This is a genomic window from Methanococcoides sp. AM1 (genome assembly GCF_900774055.1).
Classification (GTDB): Archaea; Halobacteriota; Methanosarcinia; order Methanosarcinales; family Methanosarcinaceae; genus Methanococcoides.
On the sequence record NZ_CAAGSW010000001.1, the window covers coordinates 152,346 to 173,659 of the forward strand.

At 43.8% G+C, this 21,314-nt stretch carries 18 protein-coding genes and 2 pseudogenes; 6 read left to right on the forward strand and 14 right to left on the reverse strand.

Annotated features, from left to right (window positions below):
• Positions 1-124: 124 nt before the first annotated feature.
• Entirely contained in the window at positions 125-1,333 is a 1,209-nt protein-coding gene (gene thrC / locus E7X57_RS00730) for a threonine synthase (RefSeq protein ID WP_135609539.1), read from the forward strand.
• 42 nt (positions 1,334-1,375) lie between these two features.
• A complete protein-coding gene (gene leuS / locus E7X57_RS00735) occupies positions 1,376-4,258 on the forward strand; it encodes a leucine--tRNA ligase (RefSeq protein ID WP_135609541.1) in 2,883 nt (960 codons plus the stop codon).
• Between the two features lie 63 nt (positions 4,259-4,321).
• On the opposite strand, the gene E7X57_RS00740 is transcribed toward leuS, so the two are convergent.
• Positions 4,322-4,930 carry a hypothetical protein gene (locus E7X57_RS00740; protein WP_135609543.1) on the reverse strand — a complete coding sequence of 203 codons (609 nt, stop codon included), beginning with the start codon at positions 4,928-4,930 and terminating at the stop codon, positions 4,322-4,324.
• A gap of 239 nt (positions 4,931-5,169) precedes the next feature.
• On the opposite strand from E7X57_RS00740, the gene E7X57_RS00745 reads away from it, so the two are divergent.
• Genes E7X57_RS00745 through E7X57_RS00755 form a run of 3 tightly spaced genes read left to right on the forward strand, consistent with a single transcriptional unit; the run spans position 5,170 to position 7,033 of the window.
• On the forward strand, positions 5,170-5,679 hold the full coding sequence (locus E7X57_RS00745) for an ArsR family transcriptional regulator (RefSeq protein ID WP_135609545.1): 510 nt from the start codon (positions 5,170-5,172) through the stop codon (positions 5,677-5,679).
• Positions 5,676-6,464 (forward strand): winged helix-turn-helix transcriptional regulator, encoded by a 789-nt coding sequence (locus E7X57_RS00750; protein WP_135609547.1) that lies wholly within the window; start codon positions 5,676-5,678, stop codon positions 6,462-6,464. Before E7X57_RS00745 ends, E7X57_RS00750 begins: the two co-directional genes overlap by 4 nt.
• A 38-nt stretch (positions 6,465-6,502) precedes the next feature.
• The gene (locus E7X57_RS00755; RefSeq protein ID WP_135609549.1) at positions 6,503-7,033 is read left to right on the forward strand and encodes a metallophosphoesterase; all 531 of its coding nucleotides are present in this window, start codon (positions 6,503-6,505) and stop codon (positions 7,031-7,033) included.
• A gap of 20 nt (positions 7,034-7,053) precedes the next feature.
• Here the strand turns inward: E7X57_RS00755 and E7X57_RS00760 are convergent, their stop codons facing one another.
• From E7X57_RS00760 to E7X57_RS00815, 13 genes and pseudogenes are all read right to left on the reverse strand, one after another.
• Complete coding sequence (locus E7X57_RS00760) at positions 7,054-7,290, reverse strand: hypothetical protein (protein WP_135609550.1); 237 nt, start codon at positions 7,288-7,290, stop codon at positions 7,054-7,056.
• A gap of 102 nt (positions 7,291-7,392) precedes the next feature.
• Positions 7,393-7,959, reverse strand: coding sequence for an RPA family protein (locus E7X57_RS00765; RefSeq protein WP_135609553.1), 567 nt, complete (start codon positions 7,957-7,959; stop codon positions 7,393-7,395).
• Complete coding sequence (locus E7X57_RS00770; protein ID WP_135609555.1) at positions 7,960-9,222, reverse strand: replication protein A; 1,263 nt, start codon at positions 9,220-9,222, stop codon at positions 7,960-7,962. It lies immediately after the preceding gene.
• Between the two features lie 106 nt (positions 9,223-9,328).
• A complete protein-coding gene (locus E7X57_RS00775; RefSeq protein ID WP_135609557.1) occupies positions 9,329-11,161 on the reverse strand; it encodes a cation:proton antiporter in 1,833 nt (610 codons plus the stop codon).
• 202 nt (positions 11,162-11,363) lie between these two features.
• Positions 11,364-12,767: pseudogene (gene mtbB / locus E7X57_RS00780) on the reverse strand ([dimethylamine--corrinoid protein] Co-methyltransferase).
• Between the two features lie 23 nt (positions 12,768-12,790).
• Complete coding sequence (mtbC, locus tag E7X57_RS00785; RefSeq protein WP_135609559.1) at positions 12,791-13,456, reverse strand: dimethylamine corrinoid protein MtbC; 666 nt, start codon at positions 13,454-13,456, stop codon at positions 12,791-12,793.
• A gap of 124 nt (positions 13,457-13,580) precedes the next feature.
• Positions 13,581-13,739, reverse strand: a complete 159-nt coding sequence (locus E7X57_RS12330) for a hypothetical protein (RefSeq protein ID WP_167880836.1) — start codon at positions 13,737-13,739, stop codon at positions 13,581-13,583.
• A 12-nt stretch (positions 13,740-13,751) separates the two neighbouring features.
• Positions 13,752-14,048, reverse strand: a complete 297-nt coding sequence (locus E7X57_RS00790; protein WP_135609560.1) for a hypothetical protein — start codon at positions 14,046-14,048, stop codon at positions 13,752-13,754.
• A 1-nt stretch (position 14,049) separates the two neighbouring features.
• A complete protein-coding gene (locus tag E7X57_RS00795; protein WP_135609562.1) occupies positions 14,050-15,114 on the reverse strand; it encodes a DMT family transporter in 1,065 nt (354 codons plus the stop codon).
• Positions 15,115-15,243: 129 nt separating this feature from the next.
• Positions 15,244-15,894: a methyltransferase cognate corrinoid protein gene (locus tag E7X57_RS00800; RefSeq protein WP_135609564.1), complete on the reverse strand. Its 651-nt coding sequence runs from the start codon at positions 15,892-15,894 to the stop codon at positions 15,244-15,246.
• Between the two features lie 38 nt (positions 15,895-15,932).
• Positions 15,933-17,423, reverse strand: a pseudogene (gene mttB / locus E7X57_RS00805) ([trimethylamine--corrinoid protein] Co-methyltransferase).
• Positions 17,424-18,236: 813 nt separating this feature from the next.
• Positions 18,237-19,859 (reverse strand): methylamine methyltransferase corrinoid protein reductive activase, encoded by a 1,623-nt coding sequence (locus tag E7X57_RS00810; RefSeq protein ID WP_135609566.1) that lies wholly within the window; start codon positions 19,857-19,859, stop codon positions 18,237-18,239.
• Positions 19,860-20,059: 200 nt separating this feature from the next.
• Positions 20,060-20,659, reverse strand: a complete 600-nt coding sequence (locus E7X57_RS00815) for a hypothetical protein (protein ID WP_135609568.1) — start codon at positions 20,657-20,659, stop codon at positions 20,060-20,062.
• Positions 20,660-20,991: 332 nt separating this feature from the next.
• On the opposite strand from E7X57_RS00815, the gene E7X57_RS00820 reads away from it, so the two are divergent.
• Entirely contained in the window at positions 20,992-21,306 is a 315-nt protein-coding gene (locus tag E7X57_RS00820; RefSeq protein ID WP_135609570.1) for a DUF6951 family protein, read from the forward strand.
• The last annotated feature ends 8 nt before the right edge of the window (positions 21,307-21,314 follow it).

The window sequence follows — 21,314 nt, forward strand, 5'->3', positions numbered from 1 at the left end:
AAAGACCAGATCCCAAAGCTAAACGATTATTCCGCTTCTTTTATTTAGGTTGTCATTTATTAAACACATTATAATCAGACACTATAATGAGACCATTGATGCTCTTATTTTGAGGAGACCTTTGATGTACCATCTGGAATGCATAGAATGCGGTCAAAAGTATACAAAGTCAGAAGTCATCTATACCTGCAAATGTGGCGGGTTGCTCGATGTTATCTATGACTATTCTGCTATTGAGATCGATATGCAAAAGCTCCGGGATGAAACACCATCTGTATGGAAATACAGGGTATTGTTGCCGATCGAGGCAAATCCTGTCAGCATCCAGGAAGGTGGCACACCACTTTACCGTTGCGATCGCCTTGCCAGGAAGATCGGGATCAAAGAACTGTACGTCAAACATGAAGGTCTGAATCCAAGCGGTTCTTTCAAAGACCGTGGGATGACGGTCGGAGTTTCAAAGGCGATCGAACTTGGGATGAAGACACTTGCATGTGCATCCACAGGAAACACATCTGCATCCCTTTCCACCTACGGTGCTAAGGCCGGTCTGCCTGTTATTGTATTGCTTCCGGAAGGTAAGGTAGCTCTTGGAAAGGTCGCACAGGCATTGATACATGGTGCAAAGGTCTTAAGCATCAGGGGAAATTTTGACGAGGCGGTGGTCCTTGTACGTCAGCTTTGTGATGAAGAGAAGATCTACCTGCTCAATTCTATTAATCCGTACAGGCTTGAAGGCCAGAAGACAATTGGTCATGAGATCATTGACCAGCTTGGTCTCAATGTTCCTGACAGGGTCGTTGTTCCGGTAGGTAATGCAGGAAATGTCGCTGCAATCTACAAAGGATTCAAGGAGTTCATGGAACTTGGGATCACAGACCGTGTCCCGAAAATGACAGGTATCCAGACCGAAGGAGCCTGCCCGGTCACAAAAGCATTCAAAATAGGTGCGGAAGAAATTGTTCCTGAAAAGAACCCGGAGACCATTGCAACGGCAATACGCATAGGTAACCCGGTCAATGCAAAGAAAGCTCTGAGGGCGATCTATGAGTCAGGTGGTAATTCAGAAGCAGTGTCAGACGAAGAGCTTGTACAGGCACAAAAGGATCTTGCACAGCTTGAAGGGATAGGTGTCGAACCTGCGAGTGCAACTTCTGTGGCAGGACTTAAAAAACTTGTAGATACAGGCATTATTGGTCGTGATGAAACGGTCGTTTGTGTCACAACAGGTCATCTGCTAAAGGACCCTGAAGAAGTTATTAATATATCTACAGAACCAATTAAAGTGGATGCTAATATTGAAGCTGTCCGCAAGGCGGTTTTCTCCAAATAACAAAATCTCCGGATTACAAAAATTGTTGGAACGGTGTTATTCATGCAACAAGATTATATTTCACGTGATATCGAACAGAAATGGCAGAAAAAATGGAATGAGAGCGGCGTCTTTGAAGCTGAACCTGATGAACGCGAAAAGTTCTTCATAACCATTCCATACCCTTACCTGAACGGGAACCTGCATGCCGGACACACAAGAACATTCACCATCGGAGATGTTGTTGCAAGGCACAAGAGGATGCACGGGTATAACGTCCTGTATCCAATGGGATTCCACGTAACAGGAACACCTATAGTCGGACTTGCCGAACTTATCCAGAACCAGGACCCTCAGACCATGAAGGTATATTCCCAGTTCCACGGCATACCAATGGAAACATTAACGGGACTTGATACCCCTGAAAAGATCGTGGAATACTTCAGTGTGGAAGCTGAGAAATCCATGCGATCAATAGGTTATTCCGTTGACTGGAGACGCAAGTTCACCACCACCGATCCAACTTACAAGAAGTTCATTGAATGGCAATTCAACCTATTATACGAAAAGGACCTGATCGTAAAGGGTTCCCACCCTGTAAAATGGTGTCCTAATGACAACAACCCTGTGGAAGATCACGATATTCTCCACGGTGAAGAGGCAACAATTATTGATTATACCCTTATCAAATTCAAGTACGATGATATCGTATTACCCTGTGCCACCCTCAGGCCTGAAACAACCTTCGGTGTAACGAATCTCTGGATCAATCCTGACCTTGAACATGTCAAGATCAAGGTAACATTCGAAGGCATGGAAGAGTTCTGGGTCGTCAGCAAGGAAGCATACCACAAGCTCACTTTTACTGACAGGGAGATCGAGTTCATCGAAGATGTGGATGCAAAGTCACTTATCGGCATCAAAGTAAAGAACCCGCTTACAGGAGCAGAGGTTATCACTCTTCCAGCATCTTTTGTAAAAGGTGAGAACGGAAGCGGTATTGTAATGAGTGTGCCATCACATGCACCTTATGATTATCTCGCTGTACGTGACCTTTACGACAAGGACCTCAGCGAATATGGTATTACAGAAGACCTTCGAGACATTAAGTTCATTTCACTTATCAAGGTCCCGGAGTTCGGGGAACTTCCAGCCATAGAAGCTGTGGAACAGTTCAACGTTAAGGACCAGAAAGACCCTAAAGCAGAGGAAGCAACAAAGATAGTCTATCGCCGTGAGTTCCATGGTGGTGTGCTTAAAGAGAACACCGGAAAGTATGCGGGAATGGCAGTCTCCAAGATCAAGGATGTACTTACAAGAGATCTTATCGAACAGGGACTTGGAGAAGTCTTCTATGAGTTCAGCGAGCCTGTTGTATGTCGCTGTGGAACTCCCTGTGTTGTCAATATGGTCAAGGGACAGTGGTTCCTGAACTATTCTAGCCCGGAGTGGAAGGATAAGGTCTACCGTTGCATCGAGAATATGGACATCATCCCTGAGGAACTAAGGGTCGAGTTCAATAATAAGGTAGACTGGCTCAAGGACAAAGCATGCGCCAGGAAGAAAGGCCTTGGTACACTTTTGCCATTTGACAAGGACTGGCTTATCGAATCCCTGGGAGATTCCACCATCTACATGTCCTACTATATCATTGCCAAGTTCATAGCACAAGGCATTGAAACGCAGCAGTTAGTTCCTGCACTGTTCGACTATGTCCTTCTTGGAAAAGGAACTGTTGAAGATGCTGAGGCACAGAGTGGTGTCAGTTCAGATATCCTTGAACAGATCCGAAGTGATTTCGAATACTGGTATCCTGTTGACCTGAGATCATCAGGTAAAGATCTGATACCAAACCACCTGCTATTCTTCCTGTTCCACCATGTTGCACTCTTCGAGGAGGATAAATGGCCTCGTGCAATCGCTATCAACGGCTTTGTGTCACTAGAAGGAAAGAAGATGAGCAAGTCCAAGGGGCCTTTGCTTACCCTCAATGATGCAATAACCAATTATGGTGCAGACATATCCAGGATGTACATACTTTCAAGTGCTGAACAGATGCAGGATGCTGACTGGAAGAACAGCGGCATAGAATCTGCAAGAAAGCAGATCGACAGGTATTACAAGCTTGCAAAGGACATCATCGAATCCGGTGCATCATCGGGCATTGGCAGTGATATGAAAGGTATCGACCGGTGGATGCTGAGCAGACTGCAACAACGCATCCATGAAACAAATGAAGCCCTGGATACCATAAAGACAAGAAATGCGTTGCAGAACTCTTTCTTCCTGCTGCTCAATGACCTGAAGTGGTATCAGAAGCGTGGTGGAAGCATACTTCTCTACGATATTCTTGAAACATGGGTACGCCTTATGGCACCGTTCACACCTCACGTCTGTGAAGAAATATGGGAAGCAATGGGCAAGAACAGCATGGTTTCTCTTGAAGCATATCCGGTGTATGATGAAACACTTGTCGACAACCGTGCTGAGTTTGCAGAAGAGCTGATCAGCAGCACACTATCAGATGTTGATGAGATCATAAGGGTTACAAAGCTCACACCGCAGAAAGCGATCCTTTACACAGCACCGGAATGGAAAACAAAAGCCTTCAAGATAGCACTCTCAATGCAGAAGGAAGGCTCTCTTAACCCCGGTGTACTGATAAAGGGATTAATGAGCGACCCGGAAATGAGACGTTATGGAAAAGAAGTATCTAAATTTGCACAGAAACTTGTTGCAGACATAACATCCATGAGCGAGGATACGTTCAACACACTGGTAAACTTCGATCTTGATGAGAAGATCGCCCTTGAAGAGAACATCGATTTCTTTGAAAAGGAAATTGGGTGCCCGGTAGAAGTATATTCAGCTGACAATGTAGAATATGATCCCGAGAACAAAGCGAGGTTTGCTTTCCCATTAAGGCCGGCGATCTATCTGGAATAAGGTGAAAGGGGCATCCCTTCACCACTATTAATTTTTAAAGAACGACTTTCAGAAAAGATTCACTTAGATAAGAGTTATCTGTTTGGTCTTGGGTATAAGGCCGCTCAGATCAGACATATCCTTTGTTAGTGCAATGAGAACAGAACCTTTCAGTGCAATGAACTCGTCTGTGGATGAAGCTTTGTCCGCCTCATATGCAGGATCCGTATCAGGGACCCGTATCCTTGTAATAGACCTTCGAAGATCGCGAATGTCCTTTCCGTTTGTCTCTTTGACAATTAAAAGAGAACGACGATAATTCCTTATGTGAGAATCATTGATCCCCACCATCTTTAGCTCTTCCTTAAAGACAGGCCTCTCAAAGATGGAGGATAAGATGCAAACTGCTGCCGGAAAACGAGCGTCCGGATCAAGTGAATGAAGATGTTTGGCTAGCAGGGAATAAATATCATTTTCAAATGTTTCAGAACCTTCTACACACACATATATCTTTGATGGAGGTATTTCCACCTCATTGAGCTTGTGCATGTCCCTCAGTGCACGAAGATAACCTGTCAGAATAAGACGATGCTCATCAAAACCCTCTGCTTTCAGCTCCCTGCTGATCCCACTGATGGACAATTGCTTCTTTTGAAGTATTCTGCATATCTTCGCGTAAAGGTCTTCAGACATAATATCTAATCAATATTGATAACAAAGTTGGATAAATGTATCGGTCAATTAAAATGATGTGGAATTTCCAACAAAAGCATTCTATAACAACAAAAGATCCGGCTTGTAAACAACCTTGCCACAACACATTTATTTAGTTAGAGTTGCATATGTACCAAAGCTAAGTTAACAATCGAACTGGATTTATTATCTATCATATTGTATTATCCCCCCTACGTACCTAATAAGAGGTATTAATGATGCCCAAAAGGACTCGAATTATAAATGATCCCTCAGAACTAGTTCCCCTTCTCCAAACCTTTCAGTCAGGACAACATAAACAGGTCTTCAATCTTCTTTTGGTTGAATGGATGACAAAAGGAGACCTGGAAGACAAAATGGGTTGTGATGTTTCTGAAAGTATCACAATATTGAAAGAATGTGGCTTGCTCGAAAGCCAGTGGCATATGCCAGAACCAGGTAAAAAACCTGAAAAAGAGTACCATTCATCTTATTCCAAAGTGCAGACAAATTTCCAGTGTTCTTTTGAAGACCTAAGTGAAATTATAATGCTCACATTCCACCCTTATGAAGAAATAAAAGATGTAATAGAGGAACTGGAAGAACTTGTGGAAAAAGGCAATCACTCAATGAGCAGCTTGACACGTGCAATGAACAAGAGTCCAATTTATGTTCGTTCTCTGGCAAGAAGGTCACCTAAACTCACTGTTATGGGACAAAGACTCAAGATCAATGAGGAAACTGAATGATAGATATTCTCCAAAGCAAAAGCGGCATCACTAAATTTCAGATCCTGACAGAAGTTGCTGCTCATCAGCCTAACGTTCGTCAAAAAGAAATTGCTGAAAAGATCGGTGTAACACCACAAGCAGTATCTGAATATATCAAGGAACTCACAGCTGAAGGTTTCATCTATTCAGATGGAAGAGTAAGGTATCGGATCACGAAAAAGGGCGTGGAATGGGTACTGGAAAATGCCGCTGATATGAAACGCTATGCTAATTTTGTCATGAGCGATATAATCAGCCATGTGTCTACATGGACAGCAATCGCAGATGAAGATATTGAAAAGGGGGAAAATGTATATCTTCAGATGAGAAACGGATTGCTTTATGTGAGCAAAAGTATTGAAACCGGTGCAACGGGCATGACCATATCTGCTGCTGAGAAAGGCGATGATGTAGGCGTCACCAACCTTTTAGGCATGATCGATCTTGAAAATGCCAGTATTACTGTCTGCAAGGTTCCGCGTAGTGAACGTGGAGGATCACGCAATGTTGACCTGGAGAGGCTACAAAAGCTTGCCAGTTCAAAATCCTACATAGCAGTCATCGGCGTCGAATCTCTTGTTGCATTGAAGAAGATCAATATTACCCCGGATGTCATGTACGGAGCTAAAGAATCCGTTGTTGAAGCAGCTTTCCACGGATTATCATCTCTTGTGCTTGCTATTGATGAAGAAGTGCCCCAGATCATGAGCCGATTGGAAATGGAAAATCTGGATTACGAATTAGTTGACCTTACCCTGCCGTGAACTGGCAACAGCAGGTTATGAATAGATAAGGGATCGATATGAAGATAATTGCTCTTTCTGATACCCACCTTATACGAGGGGGGATCCCACCCACATTCAAATGCCTTCTTGATGACTGCGACATAATAGCTCATGCAGGTGATTTTACAACAATGGAATGTTACCAGGCTTTTGCCGATACTGGCAAGCTAAAAGCAGTCCATGGAAATTCAGATGATAGCGAACTAAAAGAAATATTGCCTGAAAAGTTAGTGTTTAATGCCGATGGTGTCAAAATAGGTCTTGTACATGAGGGAGCGCTATCAATTATGGATACCACCCCATTACGCTATCTTGCACTCGAGATGGAAGTGGATGTTTTGATATTTGGTCATATCCACAGGCCACTGGTGGAAACAAGCGATGTCATACTTATCTGCCCGGGATCACCTACAAACCCCCGCATGTCTGATCCATCCATCGTAGAAATCAATGTTGATAATGGTAAAGTCTCTGCAGAGATAGTGGAGATAGAGGGACATTCATGTGGATTTATTGACTTTTCTCGTAAGCTTGAAACCATGAAGTAAAAAGATACCAGAATTTCTTTTTATTCATCCGCTCCGTTAATAGTTTCGATCTTGAACATTGTACCAGTATCATGAAGACTTAAGTGGACCTTGTCACCAAAACTCAATATCTCATCAAGATCGACGTTGTTGCCCCACTCATAAACATAATCATATGCCCCCTGAATTGGTTTAAAACCCATTGACATCAATCTTCTATTGACATCTGAAGGACTGGCACCATTACTGCTGAACCATATCAATAGGTATGTCTTCATGTTATCACCCAATAATAACAAAGATAGACTCCCTTATCATTTTTGTGGTTAAAAAAAGATAGCTACTGCACTTAATATGCAGTAACACTTATAAAATGCAGATCAAACATCTTCTTTTAATGATCTCAAGGCTTCCTTTACTATTGAAGAATATTGTGTACTATCAGCACCATAGTGCTCTTTTGCCTTGATGACATTTGGATCCATACTATCAAGATCTTTAATGCGTTCAAGTGTTCTTTTTGCAGTGTCTGCAACCCATAGATCACGTGTAGCACCATCTACCAGGGAAATTGATTCCGGTCTGACAGATGTTAGTACAGTGCCTTCTGCTGTCGTGTAGGTACTTGGTTTCCCTACAATGGCTACAAAAGCAGGTGTTTCACATTCCGCAAGGAACTGGGCTGCTTCGGGTTGATACTGCCCGGCATATATCATGAAAGATCCTGTAGGGTCAGACACCCGGCCCCTCCAATATTCGGAATCGGTCCCAATATCTTCTTTTTCAATAAGTGTCCCTACAATAAAAAGACGATTTACTTTTGCACCGGTAGGGGTTAACAGGTACTGTGGAGAATATTGATCGTCACCATCCTTGAATGTCAGATTGGATTCCCTGAACTCTTGTGCAAAAATGCGACGTGAAACTTCCCTTACATATCCGGCCATTTACAACACCTCCGCCTCTGAAATAAGTTCATCAATTGTTTCCGGGCTCAATTCCGCCTGCTCTTCGATAGAATCGACAAGGATATTACGGTCCATCTTGGAACCGGTGACAGTGAAATATTTTCCGAGAAGCTTAAGTTTCATCTGGTCAAGAACAACACCCTGATCAAGAGCATCTGCTGCCATTGAGATTGCATCATCAAGGGTCATATTGGAAACCTGTTCTGCAAGTTCCCTCCTAAGGAGCGAATCCTGGGCAATGTTCCCATCATCAAGAACGGCTTTGATACGAAGGTCGTAAACACCATTTACCTTTCCATGTTCCATACATGCTCCTTTGGTCAATGCCCTGTTGCATGTAGGACAACGTTTTATCAGGCCTGATCCGGACTGAACATCCACCATTACACCACTAAAAGTAACAGAAGATGTGCCGATGTCCACGTCCTCATCAAGCTCTTCTATTGCACTGTTCTTGTTAAGAGTAACTTCAAATCGGTCATTCCATTCCTGAGCAACCACGTTGTTGAAAAGATAGCTTTTCTCTTCTTCGATATCCGGAAGACCAGCACTTGTCCACTTTATGAATTTGATAGTGCCTGTTCCATCCCCTATCAGACCGACCTGAGATATGGATTCATGAGTATTGTCCCAGAGCTGTGATACCCTTACTTTAAGAGAGACCCACTTACCATCTTCGGTAATATCAGCAACACTTACCATAGGTGCAGGCTGACCATCTGCCGGAGAAGACAGTGCAGTGGATACTACATCGATATCCTCAGAGATCTCTTCGATAACCGTGTTCTTGTTAAGTGTTATCTCGAACCTTCCGTTCCACTCATTGATGACAACATTGTTGAACTGGTAGCTTTTACCTTCCTGGACATCAGGGACATCATCGCGTGCCCACTTAATGAATTTGGTCGTTCCGGTATCATCGCCTAAAAGACCTACCTGAGATACGGATTCATGGGTGCTGTCCCAGAGCTGCACGACCTTTCCCCTGATGTTTACCCATTTACCACCCTCATTGACCTCATTGATCTTTACAAGAGGAGTTGATCCCTGACCTGTGAAAAAATCATTCCTGTCAATGTTGTATTCTTTCAGGAAATATGCTATAACGCTCCTGCGGGCTTCATCCAAAGGAACCTTGAACTTTGTGACAAGTTTGTCAAGTCTTTCGGTAATATTCTCAATGGGTATATCTACACCAAGTTCCAAAAATCTATTCTTGATATTCTCTGCTGTCTTATCCATATTAATTCCTCAAGCCTCTTGTTTGTATCTGATTTGAGAGGCAAGTTAAGTTATAACTCATAACTATATAAAAGTAAAGTTAGCAAGGTGAAAGTATTCACCTTACTTATCTGCCTAACAGGTCTGCAACGATCTTTGCAGCATCCCCTTCACCTATGACCGTGACCATATCATCGAATTCCAGCACAAGGTTTCCGTTTGCGATAAATGACTCATCCCCCCGCCTTACCATCAACAACAGGCTATCCTCAGGAAGTGATAGCTCTTTGATGGCTTTGCCGGAAACTTTTGGATTTGTAACCTTGACCTCAAGTATATCACCGCCTTCGCCTACCTCACACATAGAGAACATATGCGGCCTTCCGACCATATTGTCAAGGAAAAGAGCAGTACTCATGGCAGGGCTCATGGCACGGATCTCAAGGTCCCAGAACGCATGAAGGTTCTCCATGTTGTTGACCCTTGCAATGATCTGATCTTCTTTGAAGCCGAACTTGGTCTTGGCTATCTGGCAGACCAGAAGGTTAGTATTATCCTGATCAGTACTTGCAATGAAATACTTTGCATTTTCGATACCCGCTTTTTTAAGCACATTGACATCTTCAGCATCACCATGAACCACGCGTATTCCGGATTTCATCAAACGCTGGCAGTTCTCTTCAGAGGATTCAATAACAACAACATTTTCACCCCTCTTTTCAAACCTTTCAGAGAGGATCCTTCCGACTTCCCCTCCGCCTACTACAAGAATTTCCATAGGTATCACTCCTAAAAATCTAGCTACAGGTTTTGACAGGAAACCTGTCATGAACACAGTAATAATTACAGTTAAGAATACCAGACCAACAAGTTCCTGACCACCTGTTATGTTCAAGCCATTGAGCTTAATTGCGAAATATGTTGCAATTGATGCAGGAACAACGCCACGTGGCCCTACAAATGAAATGAACAGCTTTTCTTTTGTCCTGAAAGTTGTCCTTGCAGTACTGGCGAACACGGAAAGCGGCCTGACAAAGAATATCAGCAGCAATACAACAATTATCCCGACAGTTCCGATCCTGAATATATCTTCGAACTTTAGCATTGCAGCCAGGAGAATGAATATCAATGACAGCATCATGACCACAAGGTCTGATTTGAATTCTTTCAGTGCAGCTTTGTAAGGAACATTAGAAGTCCCTACAATAATACCGAAAAGCGCCACTGCAAGAATTCCTGATTCTGCACCTAATGACTCAGCTATGACAAAAGTTGCTATCACTGAGGTAAATGTCACAAAACGGACCACCTGCTCAGAGTGGACTGAACGTGACAAAAAGCGAGTTAGCAAAAACCCACTCGCTACACCCATAATAAGACCTATCATCGCCCTGTAGAGCAAAAAGCCTACAACTTCAAATCCTGAAAGTTCGGAAATAATTACCTCGAACACAAGCGCAGCCAGGATAACACTCACAGCATCATTAAGTATTCCTTCAAGCTCAAGCGTTTTGCTTACCCTGTGATTTACACGCACCTGCCTTACAACAGGAGTGATCACAGTAGGTCCCGTTGCAGTCACCAATGCTCCAAATACGGCAGATATCTCCAGTGGAAGACCAACGATGTAGTAGGTGAAAAATGTTGCACAAATAAATGTGATCATCACACCAACTGTAACAAGACTTAGCACACCCTGCTGGATAGACCGTATGGACTTCACATCGATGTGAAGACCTCCATCAAATACGATCACTGCCACAGATAATGAAACGATTGCTGTCAGACCTTCCCCAAGAAGTGTCGGGTCCAGTATACCAAGAACCTCAGGTCCTATTATGATACCTTCGACCAGAAGGAAGATAAGAACAGGCATCTTGAATATTTTGCTCAGGCTTTGGGCCACAAGACTCATTACCAGAACAGCAAGTGCGATCTGTAACAAATATATGGATTCCACGATCAATCTCCAGAATATATGTAATTATAAGAATTACCAAATAACATCATGGAGATAACGCAATTAAAATATAAATTGTTTTTGAAAAGATGACCTTGATTGAGGCCACATTATCGAATTGACAGACCTATAGAATGGTCTTAAGATACCTAGTAAAAAGAAAAGATACAGACCGGGTAAAACCCGGGTCTGTTTATTGAAATTATGCGATGGTTTCCCTGAACTTGTCACAGCAGTTGATGTTGATACCGAGAAGTTTCTCGATGTTCATCTTAGCTGCAATACCTTTTGCGCATCCAGGAACTGATGTGATTACACCAATGTCGAGTTCTTCTCTGAGCTCTCTCATGACGTACTCGTCGGAAAGGTCTGCATTCTCGACACCGAGCTTCTTTGATACGAAGTCCTTTGCGTCGTTGATCCTCATGTTCTTGCTGAACTGCATCCTTGCAACAAGGTCACCAGCTGCTCTCATTCCGGTCATACCTGATGCCATGATGTGTGCAATTGGCATACCGAGTGGGTCGCCAACACCGATCTATATACCATCGACGCCTGCGATCTCGACCATTGCCTTGCTTGCCCTGGTTACTGCATCTATTGGTGGGGTCTCAAGCATTGGGATACCACCGACACCCATACCCATATCTACGTGACATGGTATTGGAGATGCCTCAACAGCTGCCTTCATGAAGGTAACTGAGCGACCAAGGTTCCATGCGGAGGTCTTGCTGGTGTTAGTGTTACATACAGGACCGAAGATGTTTGCTCCTGCCTTTGCAGCAAGTCCTACCTGCTGGTGTGGCCAGAGACCTGCCAGTACTGTACCATCGTACTCAAGCTCACCGTGCATACCAAGAACTAGTTCTCCTGCCATACCTGCATTGATGTACATGTTAGGGAATTCTTTCCTCAGTGCTTCGATTGCATTAAGTGATGCATACATGTCACCGTCACCGGCTGCACCGATGGTATCGAAGTTGACACCGTCGCAACCGACGTGCTGGAGTCTCTGCATGATCCAGGTCATGTCACGGATTCCGTGGTCACCAGCTTTCTGGATGGATTCCTGAGCTTCAGATATCTTGAATGCTTTCATCAGGTCACCTGGGTTTTCGAATGGACCATCAGGTGTGTAGTACAGACCCATGTTTGGCATTGCACCGTAGAGCATAGGAATGATCATGTTCTGCTGGCAAACTTCCATTGTCTGCTGTTCCTGGGAAATGACTGGCTTGACAGGTTTGTAACTGTAGTCGATGTGACCGAGTTCCATTGTGTCTGCACCAAATGCACGCTCGTGGATCATTGAACCGACGAGTCTGCTTGCAGGAATACCTACACCGCTGTTACCCTGGTCACCATCGATCCTGATTGCACCGATGTCGTGTGTTACCGGAACTTCCATTCCTGGTTCTACACCGACAATTCTGCCAGGTGATATGATGATATCGAGCATTTTCTCCATTTCATCTTCTGAAAGGGATGGGATGTCCCCAAGGTCAGCTGCATCTGCACAACCTGCTTCGATGTCAGCTCGGATGTCTTCCTTGCTCATGAAGATCTTTGCGCCGTCACCCATTCTTAAGAAATATTCTGTTGCCATGTTTACACCTTAATTAGATGAAATTATAAGAGGAGTTCTTTTGCTTTTACTACAGCTTCACTTGCATTTTCTGCATAGCAGTCTGCACCGATCTTCTTTGCCCATGCGTCTGTTGCTGGAGCGCCGCCGACCATGACCTTGATACCATCTCTCATACCGTTTTCCTTGAGAAGCTCAATGACTTCTTTCTGGCCCTGAAGGGTGGTTGTCATAAGTGCGGAGAGACCGACCATGTCAGCGTTGGTTTCCTTGATCTTGTCGATGAAGTTCTGGAGTGGAACATCCCTGCCAATATCGTGGACTTCAAAACCTGCTGCCTGGAGCATTGTTGATACGATTGCCTTACCGATGTCGTGAACGTCACCCTCAACTGTACCGTTGACGATTACACCGAGCTTAGCGGATCCTTCCCCGGATGCAAGTTCATCCTGAAGAAGTTCAACACCAGCGGACATTGCATCTGCTGCCATCATAACGTGTGGAAGGAAGAGTTTTCCTCTCTCGAAGAGTACACCGACTTCGTTCATACCTGCTGCGAGACCGTTGTCGATAAGTTCTACTGCTGGTGCCTGGCCCTTTGCCTTGCTTACTGCAGCGATTACATCATCTTTCTTGCAACTTACTACCGCATCGGATAGTTCTTTGAATAATTCTTCTGTTGTCGTTTTAAAACCTCCTTTGAAAACAATTCTATGACAATCCCACAGGGATTTTATAGAAAATGTAAATGTAGTTGGCGGATATGCCCCGGGAATTTAACCCGGTGCTTACCCAAAAGCCCAACTACATATATATATTTTGTGTTCCGTGTCTTTAGAATTGGGACACAAATGTCCTTGCCTGCCACAATGCAATCAAAGCAATAACAATGATCGCGATCATCCAGGTGTATTCTGCTGCTGGTACAGGGGCCATGGTCATGTCAAAGCCTTCGCCATAGTAACCTACCATATAGTCGTTCATTACTCCCATATTCAAACCTCCTTATACGTACTCCAGACATGCATCGGATGCACGAACCTTTCCGAAGTCAGTGATCACATACTTGTGCAAGAGGAAGCCTTTCTTGTATATGCCATCCTCATCGACCTTTGACTCTACAGATTTAAGCATACCACCTGAAGCAAGCTCAAGGATATCGAAGTTGATCGAATCCCTGCCGAAATTGCTGTTCATGTTGTATTCTTTCTGGATCTGTGTGACGATCTCGTTGTTCCAGTGCTCTTTCTCATCAGAGAATAGCTCAAGTAACCTGAATTTTAATGGGCGTTGTCCAGCCATATTATTCACCTCTCAGAGATTCTGACTCACCTGTTTCTTCAGAGATCATTACAAAGCTACCGAGTACACAAAGTGCACCACCGACAAGTACGGTCCATGCTGGCACCTGTGCAAGGAACAGGTACATGAAGATCACAGCACAAAGACCGTAAAGGTTTCCAATACCCTGACCTCTTCCAACACCAATGAGTGGGAATGATTTATACCAGCAAACATAGCAGTAACCAAATGTGATACCTGCGAATCCCAGGACCATTATTGACAGTGGGTTGAATGCCTGAATTGCATACTCGAAGACTGGATATCCAGCCAGTGCGACTGCAGGTACAAGGATTACCCACCAGATAAGGTTCTCACCAAGGAACCTGATTGTAATTCCTACATCCGGTTCTGCGATATCAAGACCTTTTCCGGCAATTGCGCCTTCAATACCCCATCCTAATGCTGCCATCAGACCACCAATGTATCCAATGTAATTGATACTGCCAGATGTGATCTCAGTAATTGCTCCACCGACGAAGATGGTCAGACCACCAACAATAATAACAAGGATACCTAACCAGGCCCTCTTGGAAATCTGTTCACCATACCATTGTCTTGCAAGAATGGAACCGATCACAGGGTACATCAAAGCAGCGACTGCTGCGAATCCTGCTCCAATGAAACCAATAGCGATGAATGAACCAAGGATAGCGATAGGTCCACCGAAGATAGATGCAAGGAAGAACCATTTACTGCATGGGTGGAACTCTTTCAATGTCCTCTTCATCTCACCGAACTTACCAAGCACACCGTTCCATAACAAAAGTGCAATTATAACAGTTAGCGCATTGAATGCGGATATCAGCACAGCGACCACAAGTGTTGCAGCTGTTGCACTTTCATAGGTTCCTGCACCGGTTGGGTCTGCGATGTTGATCCACATTGCATCGAATGGAGGTACTGCCCAGATAATAGTACCTGGAATATACCATATACCCCATAAGATTGCACAGAAAAGGGCCCACATATAACCCTTGTTCATTTTCCTTTTATTTTCTAATTTCTTCAACTCTCTTATGTCCAAAATAACTCCTCCTCCAACTCTTTTATAATGATGATAATTGACACAAGTTATAATATATACAGATAGATCAGCTTAAAGAATTACAGTGAAGAGTTCTTACGAACACTCCACTGCGCTTCTAAAGCAGATTTACTCAGCAGCTGCGTTACATTTAACGACTGCGTCTGTTGCGTTCTCAGCATAGATGTCTGAGCCGATCTTGTCTGCCCAGTCCTGTGTGACAGGTGCGCCACCGACCATGGTCATGACAGTGTCACGGACACCAGCTTCCTTGAGCTGTTCTTCGATCTGCATCTGAAGGACCATTGTTGTGGTCATGAGTGCGGAAGAACCGACTACAAGTGGGTTGTGTTCCTTGACTGCATCGACGTATGTGCCGATTGCAACATCTCTGCCGAGGTCAACGACCTTGAATCCAGCGATCTTGAGCATTGTTGCGACAATGTCCTTACCGATGGAGTGGATGTCACCCTCGATGGTACCGATGACGATTGTTCCCTTGGATTTTACAGCTCCGCCCTGTGCCTCAAGGACAGGGGTGAGGACTGCGACACCAGCGCTCATTGCTTCGGATGCTGCAATGACGTGTGGAAGGAAAAGGGTACCCTGTTCGAACTGGTCGCCCACTTCGTTCATACCTGCGGTAAGACCGTCCTGAATAAGGGATACTACATCGACCTTTGCTTCGATTGCTTCTTCACATATTTCTTCTACTGCTTCGTCATCGAAATCCATGACTGCAGCTTTTGCTTTTGCGTTAATTTCATCCTGTGATACCATTTTTAAAACTCCTTTATTTATTTAGATAGTTAGCCAATTTACATGCTGGCTCTGAAGTCAGCATCTGCCTTGTCTACTACAGCCTGCATGTCTGCTAAGAGGTCAGCGTCGATTGCCTTTACCTCATGGTTCTTCATGATGTCAACAACCTTCTCGTGTGCGACGGTTGCAATGTCCTTGGAACCTGCTGCTTCCCAGTCTCCGAACATGTCCCTGTCAATGAGCTCAGGGGCAGATACGAGATTGAGGTTGTTCCTGGTTTCCTTGTGTGCAAGGAAGTTGTTACCGATTCCTACCTTCTGGATGGATGGTACAGCGAGTGTCTCGTCTGATACTGGGACACCGCGCATTGCGGACTGTGTCATCTTGATGATGTCAGCGTCGATTACAAACTGTTCCATAGAGAATGTCATACCGAGCTCGAGCATACCTCCACCGTAGATGGTGTTACATCCGGCGAATGCTGGAAGGAGGGTTGTCATTGTCTTTTCGTGGCCTGCCTGTGCATCTGGGACCTTAGCATCTGCCTAGGTACCTGCAACATAGGTTGGGAGGCCATAGAACTGACCCATCTTACCGACTGCAGCGCTGATAAGACCGAGTTCTGGTGCACCGACTGGAGCTGTTCCTTTTCTCAGGTCGAAGGTTGTGGTTGAGCTACCGTAGAATACTGCTGCTCCTGGCTGGACGAGCTCTGCAAGTACGATACCTGCAAGGATCTCTGCGTTGTGTGTAACGAGTGTACCTGCTCTGAATACTGGTGAGGATCCACCGGACATTGCCATACTCAGGACGTTCACTGGCATACCGAAGCGTGCACCTTTCATGATGACCTGACATGCGTTGACACTGAGTTCGAGTGGGCTGGTTGGGCAGAGAAGCATGGACATGATTGGTCTCTTGCGAGCTTCTTCAGAGTCGCCACCGTAGTATGCGTCGACAATTCCCTTGTAGTACTCGACATTCTCACCGACAGGGTCGATGTGGTGGAAGTGTTTGGTAGTACCTGCGAGAGGTGTGATGGTCTCGTGGACATCCTGTGCTCCCTTTCCTGCCCAGTCCCTTGCGGAAACGGTAAGTGAGAAGTAGCTGAACTCATCGAGGTAGTCACAGACCTTTGCGGTATCTGTAATGTCCTGCTCGACAGAGTCGATTGTCTGGTACTTGCCTGGTGAAACGTAGTTGCACATCTTGACACCGGTACCGAAAGGTATGTAGTGGACCCTGCCTTTGTGAACCATATCGACAGTGTTCTTCTTGTCACGACCATAAAGCAAGAACCTTGATGGTGCGTCAATAAGTGCCCTGTTTACAAGGAACTCTGGGATCTTTACGACCTGGGTCTTCTCGTCGACTTCACAGCCAGCTTCCTTGAAGATTGCCCTTGCTTCTGGATCAGATACCTGGACACCAGGGTTCATGAATACTTCCATTGAAGCGTAGTGGATAGCTCTCATGTCATCGTCAGAGAACAACTCTAACTGTACGCCCTGAAGTGGGAATCTAGCTGGATAAGATGCTTTTACCATTTTCTTTACAACTCCTTTATTTATCTTTTTTGATAGGTCAGGTCACACCCGAATCGAATGATACTGACCATAATACTGACAGATCACATCCAAAAGCGATGAATGCAGTCATGCCAACATTAAATGTTTCGAAATGAATACATGCAAAATGTTTCACGCATGCGGTGCATAAATGCCGATCCCGAAGGAACACATGCAGATTCATCATACAGCATTTCATATGGTGTATTACAATATCCAATGGAGCCCAAATGTCACACCCAAGGCAAATATCTACAAGAGATCCATGCCAAAAGGATATGTATTCGAGTCGTTCCACCATCCGTTGTCAGACACACTTTCGATTTAACTGATACTACCCTGTTTTCAACACGAATATATATATTTACTGGTTAAGTTATCGAAAAATATATGATATAAAATGCCCTCATGCGGACAATTTGTGAGGATGTACAAGCCTTATTTTTTTTGTAACCCTGACAAATCAAGAAGATTTGCCCATCGGATATGTAACATACAAATAGCCGTATAAAATTAAAAAACAGTTTCAAGAGAACCATATAGTGGATATATGATGAATATAGGCAAAATAACACAAGAAAAGTTGCTCCTATAAGTTGAATATACACATGTGCCAATCGACAGTACAACAAAATATGAAATGAGTGCGTGAGTAAAACATCACACTCTTAGAAGACATATAATAAGCAAAAAAGAAATACAATTTTGCAAAAGGCTTAAATAGAAAAAAGAAAGCCGCCCTGACTCAAGGGCGACAGAAAGTAATGCCATAGATATATGGCAAAATACCAATCATTCCTTAATGGAAATAGTCTTATAATGGATCGCAGACACAGGACAGATCGAAACACAACGCCTGCAACTGGTACCAAGACACCTTTCACTATTATAGTTTGCAAACAGTTCCCCATCACGTTCAATTATAGTGATAGCATCTTCAGGACATTCTTCCTCACACTTGTGGCAAAGAATACACTCAGAAGCTTCCTCTTCAATAATAATTCCAAGATCACTGACGATCTTTAATCCGTCTTTTCCAACCTCATCAATGTCCTTTGCAACCCTCTTCTCGATACCTGGATTCTCGAACGTCTCAGGAAGAGGAGGAAGCTTGTACATACCGAGCATCTGGTTATACGTCTCGATAGGCATACCCTGCGTCCAGTAGGAAAGCTCACAAACATAGATATTAGAGAAAGTATCGCTTGTAGCCATCATCAGGTGATCTGCCTTGATCTTATGTGCGACCTTAATAACCTCATCCAGTTTGGACTCATCCATTACAAGATCCCTTGCAAGAGCGACTGAAGTATTACCAAATTGTACGATATTGTGTGCGAAGTTAGGACATGAACCCAGCTTTCTTGCCTTATCTGCATTTACATAGGCACCGGTAGCACCGGCCATGTACATATTCTCAAGGTCCTCATAAGCAGTACCGGATTCTAATAGAAGGGTCAGCTGTGCAGCCCTGATAGCACCAATTGCTTTTCCCGCCTCTTCAATATCCTTTTCAGTAATTTCAATCCTATCCCCAAGTATAAGTTTTCCATTTGGTACCTCAGGGATCTTTGTAATAATTCCAGTCTCAATAGCCAGAGAAAGTGCGGCGATAGCACCTGTACCGGTCACACCTTTCGCAACAATTTCAGAAGATTCCTTGATCACGCCGGTAAGCGGATCTATCAAATGCCCTTTGCGCTCGTCCATAAGCCCATCGAGGATCGTGACCCTCCAATAGTCACCTTCAACATTAACATCAGAGATAGCACCAGGACTTGCCAGCATACCACAGCTCATGCCCTGACCTTCTATTGCAGGTCCGGCTGCAGCACTTCCGGTTATGATCTTGTCACCTACTTTAATGGCCATTTCTGCATTTGTACCATAATCGGTTACCATCGAAGGGACATCCATATCCATGAAATCAGTCTTTATCATCATCGCCAGTGCATCTGCACCGATCTCGTGTTTAATAGCAGGAGGCACGATCAAGGTACAGTTAGGAAGATCTACGATGCCCTCGAACAGTTCACTTGCAGGAAATACTCTTGCATCGCGAGAAACATTTTCAACACCAAGTTTCTTTTGTTTGTTCTCACCGGCATAGGCAAGATCCCTGATCTCTATGTTCTGGAATAAAGACAACTGTATAGGATTACCACACACAGCAAGCCTCTTGATAAGAGTGGTGTCTACATCCAGTTCATCAAATATCTTGCTAACGGTGTCCAGTATGATCTCGTGTGCAAGATCAGCACCCACCTGGATAGCAAAGTCCAGATGATCCATCACATTTCCACCCGGAAGCGGATGCCTCATAGTAATAGCAGTCCTTAATACCTCCTTAGCTTCCAGATCGATCAATTGAGCACGAAAACCACTTGTTCCCAAATCCAATGCAATACCATACATTTTGATTACCTCTGACTTATAATATTTAATTTCAGTAATAGATAGACATATGCATTAAAAAAAACAAGTTAATGATATATAAGGGCTTTGTACAAACCACGCAAAACCCCCTTAACGCGTGTTAACATTCGACAGCAAGAGAAGAAAGATCATAAATAAAAAAGTAAAAACATAAAGACTTTTAAAAATAAACTATTTAATTATTCACATTCACACTGACATTTGCACTCAAAGTCAAAACCAAGAAGGAAACTTCCAGTACCATGCTCGCTTTCAAGACCCATCCTTTCCTTCAGGTATTCATCCGTTGGTGGAGAAGGTGACGCAAGGGTTACATTGCAAATATGAGGTAACTCTTCGATCTCTACACAGGGCTTTGGCGGTAATACCACAACAAGAGGCTCGGACTTACTATTGAGAGACGTCAGTACAGATTTATCATATATCACAATATTCCCGATCACAAGGGAATCACTGCTTTGTTCCAGTGACTTTATTTTATCCGCATCATCAATGTCCTCTCCAACAACCTTGTCATCATGCATAAGGATAACATTAGGCCCACATGGCCATTTGTACTCCATTGTTGTCTGGAAAGGTATAATGACATCACGCTGAAGAACGGCCTTTATACCTTTATTGTCACCCCTGCCAAGTCCCATCAAGGTCATCTGGTCTGCTTTTTCCTCAAGTTGAGCGATGGTCTTACAGTCCTCATCATTAAGCACCAGTGTTTTGCCAACACCGACCATACATTCCAATCCTTCTCGTACCGTTTTGATAATCTCATCTTTTTCCATGACAATCCCTATACCTGCTTGTAGGTTCAAATTAACATGATCACAGAGGCAATTTGAAGAGATACAATAGCGAATTACCTATTCTACTTTGCTTATATAAGCATATCGAATATACTTCAAAAAATCAAAGTAATTTAAATTACTAACGATAATGAAAAAAAGAAACAAACAGATGTATTAAACAGACTTCAAATTGATCAGGACCTGACGGTTTTGCATGTGCTCCACAAAACCCTTATATACAAAGTTTACTATAATGTACAGTATAAAGACGTCAGAATAGCGATAATATTGCTTTTAATTGACATTCATTACCCATACAGAGGATCAACATGACAGACATCACAGTGAATTCAAGAATTTGTGGTTTTACACACAAAATACACGGAACCAAGGATGGAAAGAACGTTAAAGTAAAGATCGAAACGCAATGTCCAAAGGTTAAGAACATTTCCGAGCTTGAAGTACCAATGATGCAGCTCTTTGGCATCAAAGAGAACATTGTCACCGCTAAAGCACAAGAAGGAAACTGTTGCGCAACATGTCTGGTACCATGCGGAGTCCTCCATGCATGCAACCTTGAACTGGGACTTATCTCCGAAAAACTTGCAAAAGATGTAGGCGATCTCAGCATCGAGTTTGAGTGAACCGGAAA

Bases quoted from the DNA above. Each gene is read 5' to 3' on its own strand.
- thrC (WP_135609539.1), top strand. From the start codon at position 125: ATGTACCATCTGGAATGCATAGAATGCGGTCAAAAGTATACAAAGTCA.
- leuS (WP_135609541.1), top strand. From the start codon at position 1,376: ATGCAACAAGATTATATTTCACGTGATATCGAACAGAAATGGCAGAAA.
- E7X57_RS00740 (WP_135609543.1), bottom strand. From the start codon at position 4,930: ATGTCTGAAGACCTTTACGCGAAGATATGCAGAATACTTCAAAAGAAG.
- E7X57_RS00745 (WP_135609545.1), top strand. From the start codon at position 5,170: ATGCCCAAAAGGACTCGAATTATAAATGATCCCTCAGAACTAGTTCCC.
- E7X57_RS00750 (WP_135609547.1), top strand. From the start codon at position 5,676: ATGATAGATATTCTCCAAAGCAAAAGCGGCATCACTAAATTTCAGATC.
- E7X57_RS00755 (WP_135609549.1), top strand. From the start codon at position 6,503: ATGAAGATAATTGCTCTTTCTGATACCCACCTTATACGAGGGGGGATC.
- E7X57_RS00760 (WP_135609550.1), bottom strand. From the start codon at position 7,290: ATGAAGACATACCTATTGATATGGTTCAGCAGTAATGGTGCCAGTCCT.
- E7X57_RS00765 (WP_135609553.1), bottom strand. From the start codon at position 7,959: ATGGCCGGATATGTAAGGGAAGTTTCACGTCGCATTTTTGCACAAGAG.
- E7X57_RS00770 (WP_135609555.1), bottom strand. From the start codon at position 9,222: ATGGATAAGACAGCAGAGAATATCAAGAATAGATTTTTGGAACTTGGT.
- E7X57_RS12330 (WP_167880836.1), bottom strand. From the start codon at position 13,739: ATGGGAGTAATGAACGACTATATGGTAGGTTACTATGGCGAAGGCTTT.
- E7X57_RS00790 (WP_135609560.1), bottom strand. From the start codon at position 14,048: ATGGCTGGACAACGCCCATTAAAATTCAGGTTACTTGAGCTATTCTCT.
- E7X57_RS00800 (WP_135609564.1), bottom strand. From the start codon at position 15,894: ATGGTATCACAGGATGAAATTAACGCAAAAGCAAAAGCTGCAGTCATG.
- E7X57_RS00810 (WP_135609566.1), bottom strand. From the start codon at position 19,859: ATGTATGGTATTGCATTGGATTTGGGAACAAGTGGTTTTCGTGCTCAA.
- E7X57_RS00815 (WP_135609568.1), bottom strand. From the start codon at position 20,659: ATGGAAAAAGATGAGATTATCAAAACGGTACGAGAAGGATTGGAATGT.
- E7X57_RS00820 (WP_135609570.1), top strand. From the start codon at position 20,992: ATGACAGACATCACAGTGAATTCAAGAATTTGTGGTTTTACACACAAA.